This is a genomic window from Singulisphaera photorubra (assembly GCF_045290345.1).
In the GTDB taxonomy this organism is placed as follows: domain Bacteria; phylum Planctomycetota; class Planctomycetia; order Isosphaerales; family Isosphaeraceae; genus Singulisphaera.
In genome coordinates this window covers 1,027,567-1,045,705 of record NZ_CP155447.1, presented here as the reverse complement: position 1 = coordinate 1,045,705, position 18,139 = coordinate 1,027,567, and the positions used below count along the sequence as shown (strand labels likewise).

General features: G+C 62.9%; 14 protein-coding genes and 1 pseudogene. 6 read left to right on the top strand and 9 right to left on the bottom strand.

What is annotated here, in order from left to right; all coding sequences use genetic code 11:
* Window positions 1-208 precede the first annotated feature (208 nt).
* Both V5E97_RS03920 and V5E97_RS03915 read left to right on the top strand, forming a co-directional pair.
* Window positions 209-1,480 (top strand): transposase, encoded by a 1,272-nt coding sequence (locus tag V5E97_RS03920; protein WP_406697977.1) that lies wholly within the window; start codon window positions 209-211, stop codon window positions 1,478-1,480.
* Window positions 1,481-1,790: 310 nt separating this feature from the next.
* Window positions 1,791-3,524, top strand: coding sequence for a hypothetical protein (locus tag V5E97_RS03915; protein WP_406697976.1), 1,734 nt, complete (start codon window positions 1,791-1,793; stop codon window positions 3,522-3,524).
* Here the strand turns inward: V5E97_RS03915 and V5E97_RS03910 are convergent.
* The gene (locus V5E97_RS03910) at window positions 3,507-4,367 is read right to left on the bottom strand and encodes a DUF6065 family protein (protein WP_406697975.1); all 861 of its coding nucleotides are present in this window, start codon (window positions 4,365-4,367) and stop codon (window positions 3,507-3,509) included. The genes V5E97_RS03915 and V5E97_RS03910 overlap by 18 nt on opposite strands.
* Window positions 4,368-4,621: 254 nt before the next feature.
* On the opposite strand from V5E97_RS03910, the gene V5E97_RS03905 reads away from it, so the two are divergent.
* A complete protein-coding gene (locus V5E97_RS03905; protein ID WP_406697974.1) occupies window positions 4,622-5,332 on the top strand; it encodes a metal-dependent hydrolase in 711 nt (236 codons plus the stop codon).
* A gap of 41 nt (window positions 5,333-5,373) precedes the next feature.
* Here the strand turns inward: V5E97_RS03905 and V5E97_RS03900 are convergent, their stop codons facing one another.
* The 8 genes and pseudogenes from V5E97_RS03900 to V5E97_RS03865 form a co-directional block, all read right to left on the bottom strand.
* Window positions 5,374-6,651, bottom strand: a complete 1,278-nt coding sequence (locus tag V5E97_RS03900) for a carbonic anhydrase/acetyltransferase (RefSeq protein ID WP_406697973.1) — start codon at window positions 6,649-6,651, stop codon at window positions 5,374-5,376.
* A gap of 331 nt (window positions 6,652-6,982) precedes the next feature.
* Window positions 6,983-8,104 (bottom strand): glycosyltransferase, encoded by a 1,122-nt coding sequence (locus V5E97_RS03895; protein ID WP_406697972.1) that lies wholly within the window; start codon window positions 8,102-8,104, stop codon window positions 6,983-6,985.
* Between the two features lie 347 nt (window positions 8,105-8,451).
* Window positions 8,452-9,594: a glycosyltransferase family 4 protein gene (locus V5E97_RS03890; protein ID WP_406697971.1), complete on the bottom strand. Its 1,143-nt coding sequence runs from the start codon at window positions 9,592-9,594 to the stop codon at window positions 8,452-8,454.
* Between the two features lie 16 nt (window positions 9,595-9,610).
* Window positions 9,611-10,120 carry a hypoxanthine phosphoribosyltransferase gene (gene hpt, locus V5E97_RS03885; protein ID WP_406697970.1) on the bottom strand — a complete coding sequence of 170 codons (510 nt, stop codon included), beginning with the start codon at window positions 10,118-10,120 and terminating at the stop codon, window positions 9,611-9,613.
* A 262-nt stretch (window positions 10,121-10,382) separates the two neighbouring features.
* On the bottom strand, window positions 10,383-12,173 hold the full coding sequence (locus tag V5E97_RS03880) for a tetratricopeptide repeat protein (protein ID WP_406697969.1): 1,791 nt from the start codon (window positions 12,171-12,173) through the stop codon (window positions 10,383-10,385).
* Window positions 12,146-12,280: pseudogene (locus V5E97_RS03875) on the bottom strand (tetratricopeptide repeat protein); the annotation flags it as partial. The gene V5E97_RS03880 and the pseudogene V5E97_RS03875, both read right to left, overlap by 28 nt.
* Window positions 12,281-13,069: 789 nt before the next feature.
* Entirely contained in the window at window positions 13,070-14,368 is a 1,299-nt protein-coding gene (locus V5E97_RS03870; protein ID WP_406697968.1) for an alpha/beta hydrolase, read from the bottom strand.
* Window positions 14,369-14,925: 557 nt separating this feature from the next.
* The gene (locus V5E97_RS03865; RefSeq protein WP_406697967.1) at window positions 14,926-15,576 is read right to left on the bottom strand and encodes a hypothetical protein; all 651 of its coding nucleotides are present in this window, start codon (window positions 15,574-15,576) and stop codon (window positions 14,926-14,928) included.
* A gap of 559 nt (window positions 15,577-16,135) precedes the next feature.
* Here V5E97_RS03865 and V5E97_RS03860 point away from each other — a divergent pair.
* From V5E97_RS03860 to V5E97_RS03850, 3 genes are all read left to right on the top strand, one after another.
* Window positions 16,136-16,726, top strand: a complete 591-nt coding sequence (locus V5E97_RS03860; RefSeq protein WP_406697966.1) for an RNA polymerase sigma factor — start codon at window positions 16,136-16,138, stop codon at window positions 16,724-16,726.
* A gap of 79 nt (window positions 16,727-16,805) precedes the next feature.
* On the top strand, window positions 16,806-17,405 hold the full coding sequence (locus V5E97_RS03855) for a hypothetical protein (RefSeq protein WP_406697965.1): 600 nt from the start codon (window positions 16,806-16,808) through the stop codon (window positions 17,403-17,405).
* A complete protein-coding gene (locus tag V5E97_RS03850) occupies window positions 17,402-17,887 on the top strand; it encodes a hypothetical protein (protein WP_406697964.1) in 486 nt (161 codons plus the stop codon). The genes V5E97_RS03855 and V5E97_RS03850 overlap by 4 nt, the downstream gene beginning before the upstream one ends.
* Window positions 17,888-18,139 lie beyond the last annotated feature (252 nt).

Below are 18,139 nucleotides of genomic sequence, written 5' to 3'. Positions count from 1 at the left end.
AATCCCGACAGTTTTCTGAGCCGATTCAACTTATCTTGACAGCAAGAGTTACAGCCTGCGTGCTGAAGGATGGAGACAAAGCCAATCCTTCTGGAGCACGCAGGCCATGGAGACCCGAAGGCCCCCAACTCTCACGATACCGATCTCGTGCTGCCCCAAGAAAGCTCCTTGTCCCACGTGTGGCAAGTTGGGGCGGCGAAAGGATGTCTTGAATCGCCAGATCCGTTCGATCGCCTACCATCAGGTCGTCTACCTCGACGTCACCTACGGCGAGTATCGCGCCCGCTGCCACTGTTGTTCCACGTTTCGGACCATGCCCACGAGCGTGGAATCCAAGGCCCGTTACGACAATAAGGTCCGCCAAGCCGTCCTCGACCGGATCCTCGAGGATGGCATGAGCGTCGAACGCGTCATTCAATCCATGCATCGCGACTTCCTCTTGGACCTGTCCGACGGTTTCGTCTACGACTGTCTCCTCCATCAGGCGGAGCGTCTCGACATGGCCGAGCATCGTCGCTGGGTACTCGAGCATTTTCGCGGGACGCTTTGCGTCGATGAACTCCATCTCGGTCGTTACGCTCTGCTGCTGGCGACCGACCCCCTGAACGACCTGGCCGTCGCCTTCGCCCTGGTCGCCAGCAACGACAAAGATCACATGCGGCGGTTCCTCAACAACCTCAAGACCTGGGGATTGGAGCCTGAGGTGGTGGTGACCGACGGTTCGGACATCTACCCGGCGGTATTGGCCGAGCTATGGCCGGCGGCACGCCATCAGTTGTGCGTTTTTCATGTCCTCAAGGATCTGCACAAACTGGTCCTGGACGCGTTGCGGCGGCTGCGGCGGGGACTGTCTCGACGCGGGAACCGGGGCCGGAAACGGCGGCGTGGGAGGCCCTCGGGGAGCCGCAAGCCGCGACACCGTTCAACCCAGAAGGAGAAGTCGACGTTTATCTTCAAGCATCGTTTCCTGATCGTTCGGCGGCGGGATCAGATGAGCCGCCAGGAGCGGATTGATCTGAACACGATGCTCAACGACCTGCCGGAGTTGAGACCGTTGCGACAGTTTGTGGACGACTTGCAAAGGTTGTTCGCGGAGAACCAGAGCGAAGCGACGGCCTGGCGGCGACACCGAAGGCTGACAACGAACCGCGACTTCCTCGCGGTGCCCGAATTGGCGAAGGCCGTGAAGAAACTCGGGCCGGAGAAGTTCGCCAAGATGATCGCGTTCTTGGGGAGCGCAGCGTGTCGACGGATGCGGACGAACAATCATGTGGAACGGATCAATCGCAAGCTCCGCCATGAGGAGAAGGCCCGCTACAAATGGCGGAGTCGGCGGACGATCGTGCGGTTCATGGTTTTGCTACTGGACCGTTACTGGGAGCGTGAGAAGGCGACACGAAGCCGCTGGCTGGACGAGGCGCCTCCAATCGAACTGGAGCGAGGATCGCCCAAAACTGTTCCGAGGCCTCGAGTCGCCTGAAAAATGGGCCGAGGCTGTCGGGATTAGCGAGGAGTGTCATATTTTGACCACGTGGCCATGTCCCGGCCAGGGGGGCTGGCGGCTTGTTTTGCGGATGGTTGGATCCTCGTTGTCGTAGGGAATATCGATTGAAATAATGCTTGTGGGAATTGTGATTGAATTAAAGCTGCGTTTTCGACGCTGGTCCTTTTTTTGCAAGAATTTGCCATTTTGATCCGAGGAATCTAGGTTTGTCGCGTCATGCTCTCTTCGGGATCCGCCTGTTTGGTCGCGGTTTCCGAGACGATTGTAGCTCCAGATTGGAATCTCCATGCGCTCGATACGTCAAGAAAACGAAGGGACTGCCACCCCGGGGACGCACAGCCGAGCGAGGCGGAATCGGCCGTTCACCCCGCTCTCCGAGCCTCTTGAAGGGCGTCGGCTGCTCTCGGGGGTCCACTTGCCCGACCGGTCACCCGAAGCGGTTGCCATTGTCGACCAGACGTATCGGACCCTGGTCGGCCGGGAGCCCACTCCCGCTGAGACGAGGGGGCTGCTTCATGTCCAGGCGAAGGCGGGCAACTATGGGGTGATCGCCGCCATCGTGGGGTCCCGGCCTTTCTTCGACCGGACGGCGGGGGGCAACTCGCAGCAATACGTCACCCTCGCCGCCGCGACCCTCGACGTCTATCCGAGCCAGGCCACCGTCGTTCGGCTTGCAGGCCAGGTTGAGGCCCGAGACGCCAGCCGTCACATCTTGCGGGCGGTTGTTGCCCGACTAACTCCAGTGGGGTCGTTCGCCCCGCCGCCTCGGGGACCCCTGAACCCGATTTACCAGACCTTGCTGCAAGACGTCTTGATCAACGCGGACTACTGGGAGGACTCGCCGAAGATCCTGGGGGCGGGGCTCGGCTTCACACACATCATCGGGGTCCCCAACCTGAACGGTTCACAGGCCGAGGCGTTCAGTCGGCGGGCGGGGGGGGCCTGGGAGACTCTGTCAGGATCTTCAGCCTCGACCGCGGCGCTCCGGGCGTTTACCTCGGCGATTTCGCCGAATGGCGTCGCCACGGGCTATGGTTACCCCACGTTCCTCAAGGACGGCTTCCCGATCGAGTTCAGTTGGCCCGTGCGGCCGAGCACCGTCTCCGCGGCCGACTTCCGGATCGTGCTCAACACCGGACAGGTCGTTCAGCCCGATGTTGCCTCGATCTTGCCGAACGTCGAATACAACGAGCGGAGCACGGTCGTCATCTTCGGCGACTTCGGCAACCGGATCACGCCTGGGGACCCTGGCTCGATCTACCCGGTCCGCCTCGACGTGGTCGCCGACGACAATCCGCTCCAACTGGTCGGGCCCGGGGGCGAGATCCGGTCGGCTGTCGGGCTCAGTTTCGGCGACGGCCAAACCCCGATGAGCGCCTACGTGCCCAACGAGGGCCCGAAGCTCGTGGCGGCAAAGCTGAGCCGCCTGTCAACCGCCGGTGAATCGGCCCCCGTGGTCTTCTCGGGGCAGGTCCCGAACGACGGTGTCGCACTCTACGGCTCGGAGGCGCAGTACCGGCTCCGGGTGTTGACCACCGGAGGGTTCTCGCCCGACGGCGTCCGCTCGGTCTACCCGACCGACTTCTCCCGGTTTTTCCGGATCCAGACGATCGACGCCGACGGCCGGGAGCGCTGGCTGACCGAGACCGGGGTCGACTACGTACTGCCGAGCGGCACCGTTCGGATCCTCGGCCTCGCCGACCTCGGCCTGGCCCAGTCTTCGTATGACGACACCTACGTCGAGGACCACGATAATCAGATCGACGTGATCCTGACCGGCGATGCCGCCGCGGTCGCCACGATCACCGCCATCGCGATCCCCGCCTCGGGCGACTATTCCCCCTTCTTCAACCCCGGGGGGCCCGGGAATGCCCCCACCCCCGGCGTTCCCTACAGCCAGCCCGGCCCTGCCCTGCTCCAACCGGTCAACGTCGCACTCGACAACCCGATGACCGTGACCTGGATCGACCTGGACGGCCCTCGGAAGGCGGCTCGAGGTAAATTAGGGCTTCGGAACTGACTCCTGCTTTGGAATCGGGGGAACGAAGGGGGGGACCTGGACCTTGGCGAGGTGGTCATCGATCCCTTCGGCCTTGCGGTAGAAGCGGACGAGGGAGTCGGGTTCTTGGGCGAGCCGGCGTCGTTCGCTCAGCCAGTGGAGCAGTTCGGCGTGGGCCTCGGGCTCGGTCTCGGCCAGCAGGGATTCGGTGGCCGAGGCACCGTCGAAGGTGCCGTGGGGGACCGGGACGAGTTGGCAGAGACTCTCCCCTTTCGCGAACTCGACGGTACCGGGTTCGACGAGCTTCCAGTTCATGGTGAACGTGTAGTTGAGCCACCAGGTCTCGATTGCCCCTTCCAGGGGAACGCAGTTCGCCTTCCAGCGGTTGCCGGGGCCTTTGACGTAGAGGTCCCAGCCTGGGGAGGTCCGGAACAGCCAGGGGAGCGAGAACGTCACGATCCCCAGCCCGAACTGGCTCTTAATTGCGACCTGATAGGGGGGCTCGACTTCGACCAGGAGGCCGTTTGACTCGGGGGAACCGTTCCAGGTCACCCGGACGTTGGTCGGGCAAAGGACCTGCCATCCCCACTGGTTGGCCATGACCATCGGCAGGCACTGGTACGAGAACGGGCGTCCGTCCATCCAGTGGCGTCGCGCTGGGGAGGGGCGGAGCCGCCAGCCATCGAGCCAGCTTCCGTCCTTGATCTTGAGCGCCTTCACCACCAGCGGACCGAGGTTTCGAGCTTGGGTCGCCTCCGCGAGCTGGCGTTCCAGCGTGGCGACACGTTCCTCTAACTCGAGGCAGCGTGGGCAGGATTGTGGAGGCGCGGGGAGGGCGGCCTCGGGCTCGGTTTCAGAACTCATGGGGGCAGCCCTCGAACGCGATCGATGGGAGAGTCGTCGAGGTGAAGATAGTCGCTTGGGGAACGAGCATCAATCCCAACGAAAGTGGGGCCGGGGACTGACCGGGCTTGGGGTTGTCAAGGGGGGCGCCGTCGTGTTTTGATTCCGGCTTGGGATCGGATCCGAGAGCGATCGGTTCGGCGGGGCCTTGCTCAAAAGGAGAATCGCCCGAACGGTCCCACGACAACCTCATCGAAAGGAAGAGGAAGATCGTTATGTCGACACGTGTGCGATGGTTGGGGCATTCGTGCCTGCTGTTCGAGAGCGACGGACGGTACGTCTTGGTTGACCCGTTCCTGACGGGCAACCCGAAAGCGGCGGACTCGGCCGACACGGTCCCGGCCGACCTGATCCTGGTCTCGCACGGCCATGGCGATCACATTGGCGATGCCGTGGCGATCGCAAAGCGGACAGGTGCTTCGGTGGTGACCAACTACGAGATCGGTGAATGGCTCAAGGAGCCTGCGCGAGGGCTCACCGACGTGCACGGTATGCAGCACGGCGGTGGTCGCCTGTTCGAGGGGATTGCCCGGGTGAAGCTGACCGTCGCCTTCCACGGCTCGGTCCTGCCCGACGGCACCTACGGCGGTAATCCGTGCGGGTTCCTGATCACCTTTCCCGACGGCACCAAGGTCTACGACGCGGCCGATACCGCCTTGTTCAGCGACATGCGCCTGATCGGCGAAGAGGGAATCGACCTGGCGATCTTGCCGATCGGCGACTACTACACAATGGGCCCGGACGACGCCCTCCGGGCGGTGACGATGATCGCCCCCGGGGCTGTTTTGCCGATCCATTTCAATACGTTTGACGCCATCGCCCAGGATGGCAAGGCGTGGGCCGAACGGGTGCGTCAGGAGACGAGTGCCGCGCCGGTTGAGCTCGAGCCCGGCCAGTGGTTCGACATTCCGCGCAGGCCAGGCTGACCTTGAGGGGCTGGCCTTTGCGCGGATCCGTCGCCGTCAGATTACCACTGGATCGAGCCGACGAGCTTGTTGTTGATGATGATCGCCCCGACGGGAATGACCGTGTTGTCGGGGATCGTCGAGTGGGCGACGTAGGCGCGGGCACCGATCGTCGAGCCTGCGCCGACCGTCGTGCGATCGAGGACCGCCCCCGCACCGATGATTACGTTGCCACCGAGGCTGACGTTGGCTCCGGGCCCCCCCAGGATCACCGAGCGGTCCCCCGCCTGGACCCCGTCGTAGATGGTGATTCCGCTGTTGGTACTGGCCACGTTACTCCCCAACGGGGAATTGATTACGACGTAATCACCGGACGTGAACGTGGAGCCGAAGACGAACGGCTGCCCTTGGTCGGCGCGGATGGAGTTGCCGATCCCCAGGCGATGCGCGACGATGGCAGCCTGCTGATGGAAGACCACCCGGCCGGTGACGCGAGCCCGGAAGTCCGAAATCAGACCGGGCTGCTGCTGCCCCAGGGGAGCCAGGAACGTGGGGCCGATCGCGGAGCCGGGCTCGGCGCTCGCCCCTTCGACGGCGGAGAGGTTGCCGTTGAAGACCCCCGGCTTTGTCGGGGTGAAGATATTCGTGGTGCCGGTGGCCGAATTTCCCTGGTAGAGCGTGGCGTACCCGGCGGCCAGCGCCGTGCTGTTCGCAAGGATTTTGGTCAGCTCGGTGAGCTCGGTCGCGGAGATCGGGGCGACCTTGCCGAGCGCGGGGTCGGAGGCCTCGGCGTTGGTCGTGACATTCGAGCCGGGCAGGACAAAGATCCCCGAGGGGACAGTGACCCCCGGACCGACGCGGGCCAGGGAGCCGACGATCGCGCCCGGCTCAATTGTGGCGGAGTCGATCAGTGCGTTGGCTCCGACCCCGGTCGGCTTTGCCTGGGCGCCGAGGGACCCGATCTGGCTCGGGCCGACGACCGTGGCCCCGAAGCCGATCGACGTCAGGTTGCCGATTAGGATGGAGGTCGTCGGGTTCTTGGCCCGGGTCGGATTGCTGATGAGCGTGGCGCCGTCGAGGATGTTCGATCCGGTGCCGATCTTGATGAACCCGGAGGTCGCGTTGAGTCTTGCATAAGGACCGATGAACGTCTTGTTTCCGACGATGACGTGCCGGCCGTTGACGATCCCGACCGTCGGGTCGATGAACGAGGCCACCTTAGTGGCGCCGAAGGGTAGGACCGGTGTGTTGGGCCGAACCGCCGGGACGCCCAAAGGACGAAGGTAGGGGTGTCGTTGATTCACCGGCGGGATCGTGCTCAACAGGAGCCGTCCCTCCATGGGCTCGCTCTGCGGCCGAAATGCCAAGTTCCGTCGACGACCTGATCGTTCCATCATGTCACCAGTCGTTTTGGATGAAAACGGTAAACCCTTTTGTGTCGATTGGAGGGCCTACGTCGAACGCCCAAACGCGATTTCGCTGGGGGGGGATGGCCGGTGACGAGCAGTCCACCGCCTGCGAATTCGGTTGAGCAACCTGTTTTCTTTCGACCGGATTCCTCGAGCGAATTGAACGCGAACCGTGCGATCCTACTTGAGATCCGCCTTGTCGGTTCCGTGTCGACGGTTTTGTGGGTCGCGGCGATTCCGGGGAATTCTTTGGTCGATCCGATTAGGCTGGCAGCCCTTTGGCCCGGGCCAATTGCTCGTAGAGTTCGGCGAACCGCGCGACCATCGTGTCGGCGCGGAACTCCGTCTCAACGCGAGCACGGCCCTCGGTCCCAAGCCGACGGGCGAGTTCAGGGTCGTGAAGCACTGTTCGAATCGCCTGCGCCAGGGCGGGCGGGTCATTCACCGGTACGAGCAGGCCGTTTCGGCCGTGCTCGACCAACTCGGTCGTCCCTGGCGCCGCGGTGGCGACGACCGGCTTGGCGAACCGCATCGCCTCGAGCACGACGTTGGGCAGCCCCTCGTACAGGCTGGGCAAAACCAGCAAGTCGGCGGCGGCGAGCAGGCGCGGTACGTCGTTGCGGTGGCCGAGCAAGCGAATCGAGTGGTTGTGCCGGAAGGCGATGACCATCTCCTCGAGCTGGGAACGGAGCGGCCCATCGCCGACGATCAAGGTCCGCAACTCGGGCATGCCGTAGTGGAGCAAGTCATGCGCTGCGATCAGGTCGGCGACCCCTTTCTGGGCCGCCAGCCGGCCGGCGAAGAGCACCAAGGGGGCATCGCCGGCAATGCCGAGCTCTGCGCGAACCGCGGCCCGGTCGACGGCCGGAGGCTCCTCATCGGCAATCCCGGATGGGATCATCGCGAGCCGGTCTTCCGGGATGCCGGCTTTCCGGTAGAACTCGACCACCGCGCGCGAGTTCCCCACGACGCGATCGGTCCAGCTCGCCAGGCGGCGATCGATATTGAGTTGCCTTCGTCCCTTCCAGAGATCCACGGCCATCTCGGCCGTGACCACGACCGGGACCCCTGCCCCTCTCGCCGCGATTCGCCCATAAGTGTTCGCCGCGAAGATCCAGGTCTGCACGACGTCGAACCGCTTGCCCTTGAGGAACCGGGTCAGCCGCGCCAAGGCCAGTGGGTCGAGCTTCATCCGCTTGCCAATGGATGTGACGGGGATACCGGCCTCGCGCAGCTCGGCTTCGAGCGGGCCCAGCCGGGTCAGCGCGGCGACCTCGACCCGGAACCGGTCACGCGGCAGCCCCTTCGCCAGGAGCACCATCTGCTTCTCGGCCCCCGAGCGGTCCAGGGTCGGTATCAGTTGCAGAACGTTCAGCACGCGCATTTTCCTATCGTTTGGGGTGGGCATGACCCGTCGACACGAACCGGCCGCCTACCTACCCACAAAAACAATGATCCGCGACCGGGCTAAAAAATCGCCGAAATGTGGTCCGGTAAAACGGGGGTGATTCCGACACGTTCTCCGCCGCGGGCTCGCCGAGCCCTGACCGGTAGCCCAGCCGCCTGGCCTTTCGCCCCAGACAACCACCCGGACCCGCGTCCCCGAGAGAATGCGAGACAGGTACGCTCCTGATTCAGGGTTCAAGATGGGGCGTAACACTGATTTTGTAAAGGCTTCGCGGGACCGTGATGAGCCATCGGTTCTTGAGCCCTGTCGTGGAGCCTGGAAATTCAAGAATGGGCGGCCCCCCTCCCCCGCTCGTCGAGCAGCCTGTGAAATAAGTCGATATGCTTGCGGGCGACGGCGGCGATCGAGAATTCCTCCGCGACCCGGCGCCGGGCGGCCTGTCCCATTCTGGTGGCCTGATCGAACTCGGCCCACTGCTCGAGGATCGCCCGGCCGAGGGCCTCGGGATCATTGGGGGGGGCGAGCCGACCGAGGACACGGTCTCGGACGAGATGCTGATTGCCCGGAATCGCCGAGGCGACCAGGGGGACGCCCAGGGCCATTGCTTCCAGCAGGGCGATGCTCATCCCTTCCTCACGCGAGGGGAGGAGGAACAGGTCGGACTCGAGGAGCCGGGCTCCTGGAGCGTCGGTCGCGCCTGGCAGTTCAACCGAGTCTCCCAGCCCGAGCCGTTCGACCTGTCTCTCGAGAGCGGCTCGCTCCGGTCCTTCGCCGATCAGGGTCAGCTTCGCCCGAGGGTGGGTGGCGAGGACCAAGGGCCAGGCGTCGACCAGAGTGTCGAGTCCCTTCTCGGGGGCGAGCCGGCCGACGAAGTGAGCGCGAGGCGCGGATCGCCAGTCGGGCCTTGGCTGCCAAGGAGTGGTGGGAACCGGCACGCCGTTGGGTAACGACTGGATCCGTTTGCCGTCGAAGCCGGCGCCGAGCAACTCCGTTGTGATGGCCTGCGAGATCGAGACGATTGCATCGGCTTCCCGACAGCGCCTACCGATCGCCTGACCGAACCGGCCCCAGGATTGCCAGGCGAGGTCGCCGGTGGCCCCTGCCCCCTCAGGGCGGAGAACGACCGGGAACCCGAGCCGTTTCCCTCGCTCGACGGCAACATAGGCATCATGCTTGAGCATGGAAACATAAGCTGCGTCGATTGCATGCTCCGACAGCCAGCGTCTGAGGTTTCGCATGTAGAGCCAGGTCCCGATGAACCGGGCCCGCGACGTCGCCAGGCGGATCACCGTCAGGCGGCCGGCAGGGACGTCGATTTCCTCGTGTTCGGCCAGGCCGGGCGCATGCGCGGTGAGCACGGTCACATCGGCCCCTTCGGCGGCCAGGGCCGGGGCGAGGTAGCTCAACACCTTCTCGGCCCCTCCGATGAACGGAGGATAGCGACGGGTGATCAGGGCCAGTTTCATCGCCGTCGATGGGAGTTCAAGGGGTGAGGACGCCTACAAAGGGGAGGTGACGAAAGTCGTCATTGTAGTCGAGGCCGTAGCCGATGACGAAGGCGTCGGGGATGATGAAGCCGCAGTAATCGGGCTCGAAGGGCACCTCCTGGCGGCCGATCTTGCGGAGCAGAACCGCGGACCGGATACTCCGCGCACCGCGTGTGCTCATCCGGTCGACGAGGTTCGCCAGGGTGTGACCGGTGTCGAGGATATCGTCGAGCAGAAGGACGTCGCGGTCGCAGACCTCGGGCAGGAACGCCTCGTTGACGTTCAAGGTCCCGGCGCTCGTCGTGGCTCCCCGGTAGCTGCTGGCCTGCAACAGCGCCACGCGGTGGGGAAGCTCGATCTGGCGGATCAGGTCGGCCAGGAAGATCAGACTGCCAGTCAGAACGGCCACGATCGTCAAGGGTTTCCCTTGATAGTCCGCCTCGATTTGCCGGCCGAGCTCGCGCACTCGATCCTGAATCTGGGCCTCGGTGATTAGGACGTCCACAGCGCGCGGATTCCTTTTGGTGATGACTGGATCGTTTGAGTTCGAGCCGACTCGATGGCGCCCCGTCCGCGGGCCACTGCGACGAGCAAGGAGACGGACCACCCGTCGCGACCCATCATGTCCGATCACCCGGCCTCTTGCCAAGAGGCCGGACGCTACGTCGCTCTCGCGGTCACGCCTTCACAAGCGTCCCAGTCCCGTTGTTCACTGTGATCGTGCCCGTTGGCGTGAATTTTGGCTATTGTTGCCGTTAGGGCGATCATCACTCGTCTCGGTACGGCTTCCGCTCCTGGTAGAGCTTGAGCCGCTCCTCGGCAGCTTTCTTGGCATCCTCATCCGTGATGAGGTTGCACGCTTTCTCCTGCCATTCCACCGCCTTGTCGAAGTCACCCGACTCGGCGTAGGCGGCTGCGAGGATCTCGAGGTCAGGGGCGTACTTCCAGTCGTTCAACTCGCAAGCGCGGGTTGCCGATTCCACCGCCTTCTTCCCGTCTCGGAGCTCGTTCTCGGGACAGGTGGCCCACAACCAGGCCCGGTAGGCGTAGGGGAAGGCCACGTTGGCATCAAGGCGGATCGCTTCGTCGTAGTCGGCGAGAGCCTTCTCGTAGTCTTTCTGGAGGCTCCAGGCGTAGCCCCGGTGATTGTAATTCAACGCATTGTTGGGCTCGAGGCGGATGGCCTCGTTGAAGTCGGTGATGGCCTTGTCGTAGTCCAACTTGCTGGTCCAGGCAATGCCACGTCTGAGGTGCGCTGAGGCCTCCTGGGGATTGAGTCGGATCGCTTCGTTGTAGTCGGCGATGGCCGCGTCGTGGTCTTTCTTGAGGCTCCAGGCGTAGCCCCGGTTTAGGTAAGCCGACGCATTGTTGGGAGCGAGACGGATGGCCTCGTTGAAGTCGGTGATGGCCTTGTCGTTGTCATTCTTTTGGCCCAGGGCGTAGCCCCGGTTGAGGTACGCCACCGCCTCATTGGGGTCGAGACGAATGCCTTCGTCGAAGTCGGCGATGGCCTTGTCATAGTCCTCCTTTTCGTTCCAGGCGATCCCCCGGTTGAAATAAGCAGTGGCAAGCTTGGGGTCAAGGTGGATCGCCTCGTTGTAGTCGGCGATGGCCTTGTCGACGTCGGATTTTTGGCTCCAGGCGTAGCCTCGATTGAAGAAAGCCCAGGCGATTTGGGGATCAAGGCGAATCGCCTCGTTGTAGTCGGCGATGGCCTTGTCGTGGTCCGCTTTCTGGCTCCAGGCATAGGCTCGTTTGAAGTAAGCCCATGCGTCTTGGGGATCAAGGCGAATCACCTCGTTGTAGTCGGCGATGGCCTTGTCGTAGACCTTTTTCTCACTCCAGACGCCGGCTCGGCTGAAGTACGTTGACGCTTCCTGAGGATCGAGGCGGATCGCCTCGTTGTAGTCGGCGATGGCCTTGTCTTTGTCCTTCAACTCGCTCCAGGCATAGCCTCGATGATGATAAGCCCATGCGTCTTTGGGGTCGAGTTGGATGACTTTATTGAAGTCTTTGATGGCCTTGTCGTAGTCTTCCTTCTCGCTCCAGGAATAGCCCCGATGGAAGTAGGCTGTCACCTCCCGAGGGTCCAGGCGGATCGCCTCGTTGTAGTCGGCGATGGCATTGTCGTGGTCTTCTTTTTCGCTCCAGGCGTAGCCCCGAGCATGGTAGGACAGGGCCTCCGTGGGGTCGAGTCGGATCGCTTCATTGAAGTCGGCGATGGCCTTGTCGTATTCCCCCTTATCACTCCAGGCGTAGCCCCGAGCTTGGTAGGCTAACGCTTCGGTTGGGTCGAGTTGAATTGATGTGATGTAGTCTGCAATCGCCTTGTCATAGTCTTTCTTTTCACTCCAGGCGAGTCCCCGATAGCGGTACGCCGACGCCTCCTTGGGGTCGAGCCGGATGGTCTCGTTGTAGTCGGCGATGGCCTTGTCGTAGTCCTTCTTTTCGCTCCAGGCGTAGCCCCGATGATGATAAGTCCAGGGTTCTTGGGGTCGAGGCGGATGGATTCGTTGAAGTCTGTGATGGCCTTGTCGTATTGCTTCCTTTGAGCCCAAGCATAGCCCCGATTGAAGTAAGCCTGGGGATCGTTGGGGTTGAGGCGGATCGCCTCGTTTTCGTCGGTGAGATCGTCATCGCCCTGCTCCAGGAAGAGCAAGGCCATTGAAAGGGGAGAAACGAGTTGCCTGATGGTTTTGATGGGATTGGTTGAGAATTCGATGGCTTGCTTGAAGCGGATGAGGCTCTGGGAGCCCACTCCACCGCGGATTCTTTCCGAGGTCGTGAGGTTGGCAGTTCGGCCCTCAGCGTTGCCGACCTGGATCCCGGCCTCGAGGCTCTCCCCTTGCTGGGCAAAGGCACGCTTGCCGGCCCAAGGGGCGTTCGCCACGCCGACGATTGCGAGTTGAGCAACCACGGTCCAGATCAGCGAAGTCTTCATCGGCTTCTCGCATTATTAGAAGATCTTATGATGCTGCTTTGGAGCAGCTTATCCACGAGTCGCTCGCCCATCGGTGGCTGGGGATACAGGCTCGGGTGCGAGGGCCAAAGGTCCGGGGGCCGAGCCCCAGCCTACCGGAACGCTTGGCCGCTGATCCGTCCGAACGCAGACGACTCTCACTCACGATAATAGGATCACGAGAATTAAGATCAAAAGGAATCTTGTCCCAAGCCGATTTTCTTGTCATCGGAGTCCCCGCCGAGCGAGAAGCGAATCGCCAGGGGATGGCGTCCGTTCGTTCGGCGAGAGCCGAGACCGTTGGGCGATCGTCCTTTGATGACAAAATAAGGGAGAGGGGGCTCGAGGTTCGTGCCGGAACCTGGCGGCTCGATCATGAAGATATCAGGGATCCATTGCGATGGAACTTCGCGACGATCGCCTCAGTACTTGAAGTCTCCAGGGTGATCGCGGCTCGCGCCAGTACCGCGATCGTGCCTGGAGGGTGAGGGGGACTCACTTCGCGGGGAGGCGTTTCTGGCCAAGTGCAAGTAACTCGTCGAACCATCGTTTCTGGTCCGCCACGGCATGGACGAACGTGCCGCGGTGGTTGGCCAGACTCCCGGCGGGCACGGCCTTGGTCTCGCCTCCTCCCATGAGATCCTGGTAGCCGACCGGAAGGGAGGCGATGAAGGCGGGGACCACCTCGTCGATGTCGCCGTAGTAGGATCGAAGTGGGGTTTGGCTCCGCCAGCGATAGACCGGCTTGTCCCGGAGGATCTGCCAGTACCGTCCTTCGCCGACGGAACTGGCCGACTGGAACCCCGCTTGCAGGAACGCGGTCAAGGAGGCTGGGGTTTGGGCCTGGAACTGCTCCCAGGTGATCCGGTTGTCGTACAGGTCTCTCGCCGCTTGCTGGTAGGCCGGCTTGATGGCCGAGGACGCGAGTCCTGGTAGGTCGTAGTACTCTGAGTAGGCGTTCAACTGAAGGGCCATGATCCCCGGCAGGTAGCTCGCATCGAAGTCACGAGGCGCGTGGATCCAGCGGTTGACGATCGCGAAGAGGTCGTTCGGGGTGCTGGCGGTGGCGGCCGCCGTGACGGGGACGCCAACGCTCTCGAGCTTGTTGAGGAAGGTCATTGTGCTCCATGCCCCCTGCGACCACCCGCTGACGAACAAGGGCCCTTGCCGGACATCGAGTGCAGCGCAGACGTCGCGCGACGCGCGCAACATGTCGAGGCATGCCTGCTGGGTGCTCTCCTTGACGAGGTAGCTGTCGGGCTCGGTCGACTCACCCTTGCCGAAGTAGTCCGCTCCGATCACGACGTACCCCTGGCCGGCGAACTGCGCGAGCATCAGCCGAGTCTCCATGGATTCGTCGGGATGGCTCGGCACCGCGGTCTTGGTGAAGACCGTTCCGTGCTGGTACGACACGACGGGCATCTCGTTGCGGCCGGTGGCCGGAATGGCGACCAGCCCGGAGGCCGTGGTGGGCCGGTTGTTCCGCTCCGGTATCACCGAGTTGTAGAGCACCCGGTAGAGCTTCACCGGGAAGCGCGCTGGGGGAAATTCCTCTTTGAAATCCGAGAACTCGTGCCGTTCCGTCGTGAGAATCTGATTGAGTCGAGGCACGTCGTAGGTGCCGATCTCCTGATATCGGACCCCGGCGGCAACCGGTTTGTATGAATCCGAGACGGTCTCGCCCGCCTCCATCGTGGCGGCATCCATCGCCAAGAGACCGAAGACGAGCGGGAGGACGAACTGGGGGCGGACGATCATGAAGAGGGCCTTCGCCTTTCGCCGTTCTTGGGACACGTCTCGCTGGCCTCGACAAATTTTTGGAGTGACTCAACTCATCTGGACAGCGAGACTTACTGCCTGCGAGTGGGATGACGAGGACAACCGGAGCGTGCAGACACAGCAAGGTCCGAGGGCCTCACGTTGTCGCGATCCCGTTGCCCCCCAAGAGGCTTCTTGTTCCACTCGTGGGATAATGGGGCCGTTAACCCCGGGAAAAGGATAGCTTCAATCGCCGGCTCCGCTCGATTCTCGATCCGAATAATCGTCCGCGCGCTCCCGTCGCTCCCGTTCACGCCACGACTTCCATTCGCTCCTGACTCATCCCGAGCCATGTCCGATCGTTCTCGGTCGGACCCCTTGCACCACGCCCACACGCCCAGGGACCGTTCTCGGGATCGGATCTCCACGCTTTCGAAATCGGAAAACAGGAGTGCCCCACCGATCCGTCCCATCCATTGGCGGATGGGTCAGGTCGGCGGGGCACTCCTGCGTTTCGTTCAATCTTTCAGGCGAAGGGCGTCATGACGGCCTTCGCCGGTGAGTCGCGGGCGACTCGGGAGCGTCGGGTCAGGTCAAGCGGGGCAGAGCGTCGAGACCCGTCGCTGTCGCCGGGCGCGAACCAGGGCGAAGCCGGCGAGGGCCGACCAGACGAGGACCGACATGGGCTCCGGGATGTTCACCGAGCCGCTATCGGGCGCTGGGGTGACAGGGTCCGGTGCCTTGGCCAGGGCGGTCAGAGTCACCCCTTGGAGCGATCCCGGGCTGGTGATTTCCAGGGTCGGCGGCGTGCTCAGTGCGCTGTCGATGCTCAGGGAGAAATGCAGAAAGTTGTCGGCTGCGAGCCCGCCGTTGAAGAAGACCAGGCCGAACTTCTGATCGGTCGGGTCCACCTGGGGATTGTTATTGAGGGCGACGACGAGGTGGTCTTTGTCGAAGCCGAACGAGTCGGATTCGATCGTCAGCGGGCTCCCCTGTGAGCCGTCGGGCAGCGTGGGAGGGACAATCCCTCCTGCGGGAACCACCTTCGCTTCAAGCTGGGGAAGCGACACGCCTGCAATGACATTCTCAACATCCGGTCCCGGGTCGGGAAGACCACCGGGGATCGTCAGCGAGTAGGTCGCTGTCTCCGTTTTGATAATTCCGTCGGCCTGGACCGAAGTGGGCCGGACGGCCATGGTCAGGACGACCGTGAACACGGCCTGAATGGTGAGGCATCGCCGCATCACGACAAGGTTCCTCCCTGAACGGAGACTCTTAGCTTAGAAAAAGGTTGCGCTAATCCCGGACCCATTCGTTCACGCCAACCGGATACTCCGGTGGGAAACGGATGACCTCTCAAGCCGTTCAACGCTGACGTCGTGTTCCACACAAACGTCGCCCGAGTGACTTATGATGAGGGGGATCAAAGACCCGAGATCCCTGGTCTTTCTCGAAGAATATCCAGGTTGCGAACACACACGTCTGACTTGGGATCCGGAGACCAACGGGCGGATTGTGTTCCTAGTCGTCAAATGGGTCAAGATCGGTTTATTGGGTTTTAGTCCCCTTGAGAACCCAAACTCTTTTGCTGACACTTGAAACGATTTCGAAGTATTTTGTGGGTGATGGCGCCATCACGCCCATTTTGGCCGGGTCCATGGGGACGGGCGGCCGCCGGATACCAGGTTGTCAGGGAATCTTTTCCAAGCGACCCAGCGCGAATCACGATCGATTTTTCCCGAAGTGAGCGGAAGGATCGAATAGGATCCAAGCGCTGAGCGTCTGTTCTCGCAGGTGAGCGAAATGCCCGAGGCGGCCACCGGCGTGCAGACGCCCGACGAGATTTTGGTTGAACTGGCCCGTCGAGGGGATCGCTCCGCCTGTGAGGAGCTGTTCTATCGACACCGTGGGGTTGCCTACAGCGTGGCCTACCGCTTGCTGGGACACGAGCAAGATGCCCAGGACGCGGTTCAGGACGGTTTACTGAAGGCAGTCACCCACCTCCAAACCTTCGACGGCCGGAGTACGTTCCGGACCTGGCTCGTCAAGATCGTTCATAACGCGGCCCTGGACCTGGGACGAAAACGGAAGCGGCGACCGACCCTGACTCTGGCCGACGAGGAGAACCATGGGACCGATCCGGCCTGTGATGACGACCCGGCCCGGGGCTTGCACCAGCAGGACCTCCAGCGCCTCCTCACCACAGCGCTTGACCGTCTGTCCCCCGCGATCCGAGCCACCTTCGTGCTGTTCGCCGAGGCCGGTTTGAGCTATAAAGAAATCGCCGAAGTGCAGGAAATCCCGATCGGAACGGTCATGAGTCGCCTGCACCACGCCCGAAACAAACTGCAGTCGTATCTGAACCTCGACGCGATTGGTGGGATCGACATCTAGAAAGGGAACTTAAACCCCGAGAATGAGAACGGAACGCCTCGAAAGTCCACGGTCCGCAATCAATTCGGGGAGGTGTGCTATGCGTTGTGTGGATGTCATTCACGAACTGGCGACGCCGACCGGGGCCCTCGAGCGAGCGGTTCTGACCGATCACCTCGACCACTGCCCGACTTGTGCACGCTGGGCGGAGCGGAATGTCCGCCTCGACCGGCTCTGGGATGCGACGCGTCCCCCCGACCTTTCGTCCGCCGCCTGGGATCGGATCTGGGCGAACGTCTCCGAAACGCTCGATCAGCCTCGGGTGACGGTCCCGGCGCATTCGGCCCCGACCCCTGCCCTGGTGATGTCCCGCTCTTGGCGTCGCTCAGCGGTGGCCGTCTTTGCGCTGGCCCAGGCCGCCGCGATCCTCGCCGGGCTCGGACTGGCCTGGAACCAAGCTCCAGTGCCAACGCGTCCGCAGCCGCGGTCGATTCCGGTCGCCACGACTCCGGCTCCCCTCGACCTGGTCGCCGCCGCCGAGGTCAGCGAGCTGGTTTTCAATCTCCCCGCCACGGGAACCTCGGTGATCTCCTTTGATGACAAAACGATACGCCACCTGGCCTTGAATGAGAATCCGAACGAGGTTGATCCTTTGTTTAATGGGTTCAACGACCTGGAATCGCAGGCGGGCTTGCAATGACGATCCAGGCTCTGCGCGGGCTGAACGCCCGTGTAAGAGCGGTCGCGTGGGTGGTGGCCGCCTTGGTGCTCCTCCCGGGGAATGAGGCCTGGCCTCAGGGGAGTGAACCTGCGCGCCAGGTCACTGTGTTCGGGATCGTGGCCGTGCCCAACAAGACCATGATCGACCCGAAGCTCAAAGCGATCGCGCCCCAGCTTCGCCGGCTGCTTCCCAATCACGGTTTCAAGCTGCTCGACGTGCAGAGCAAGCGGCTCACGACGGGGCAGACCGTCAGTTGCGACCTTGGCGGCGGGGCGGCGGCCGCGACCACCCTGATGATGCCGCTCGACGACAACGGCAAGGTTCAGCTTCGCTGCGAGATCCTCCAAAATGAGGTCTCCCAGGTGGCCACGATGGTGTCGACGCCCCCCAATCAACTCTTCTTCTGTGACAAGGCGCGGCCCGATGGCTCACGCATTTTGATCGGCATCGGCGCGCGCTAAGCAAGCGGCCCTGGGGGGAGTTTGGTTCCTTCCGCTTGAAAACGGGTCGGGCGAAGGCGCGTCACTCGTGGATCTCGGCTCGTTTCGAGCGGCCAAGGCGTTCGGGGCTCGGAACAAGAGACGTTATGAGCCGAGGCTCTCGTGCCTGGCGGAGCCGAAGTCGGCCGTCGAGGTGGAGAGCGGGCCGCTTGCAAAACGGCCCTGGATCGCTAAAATGGGAGCTCTTTATGGTCGATGGACTCACCATTGTGC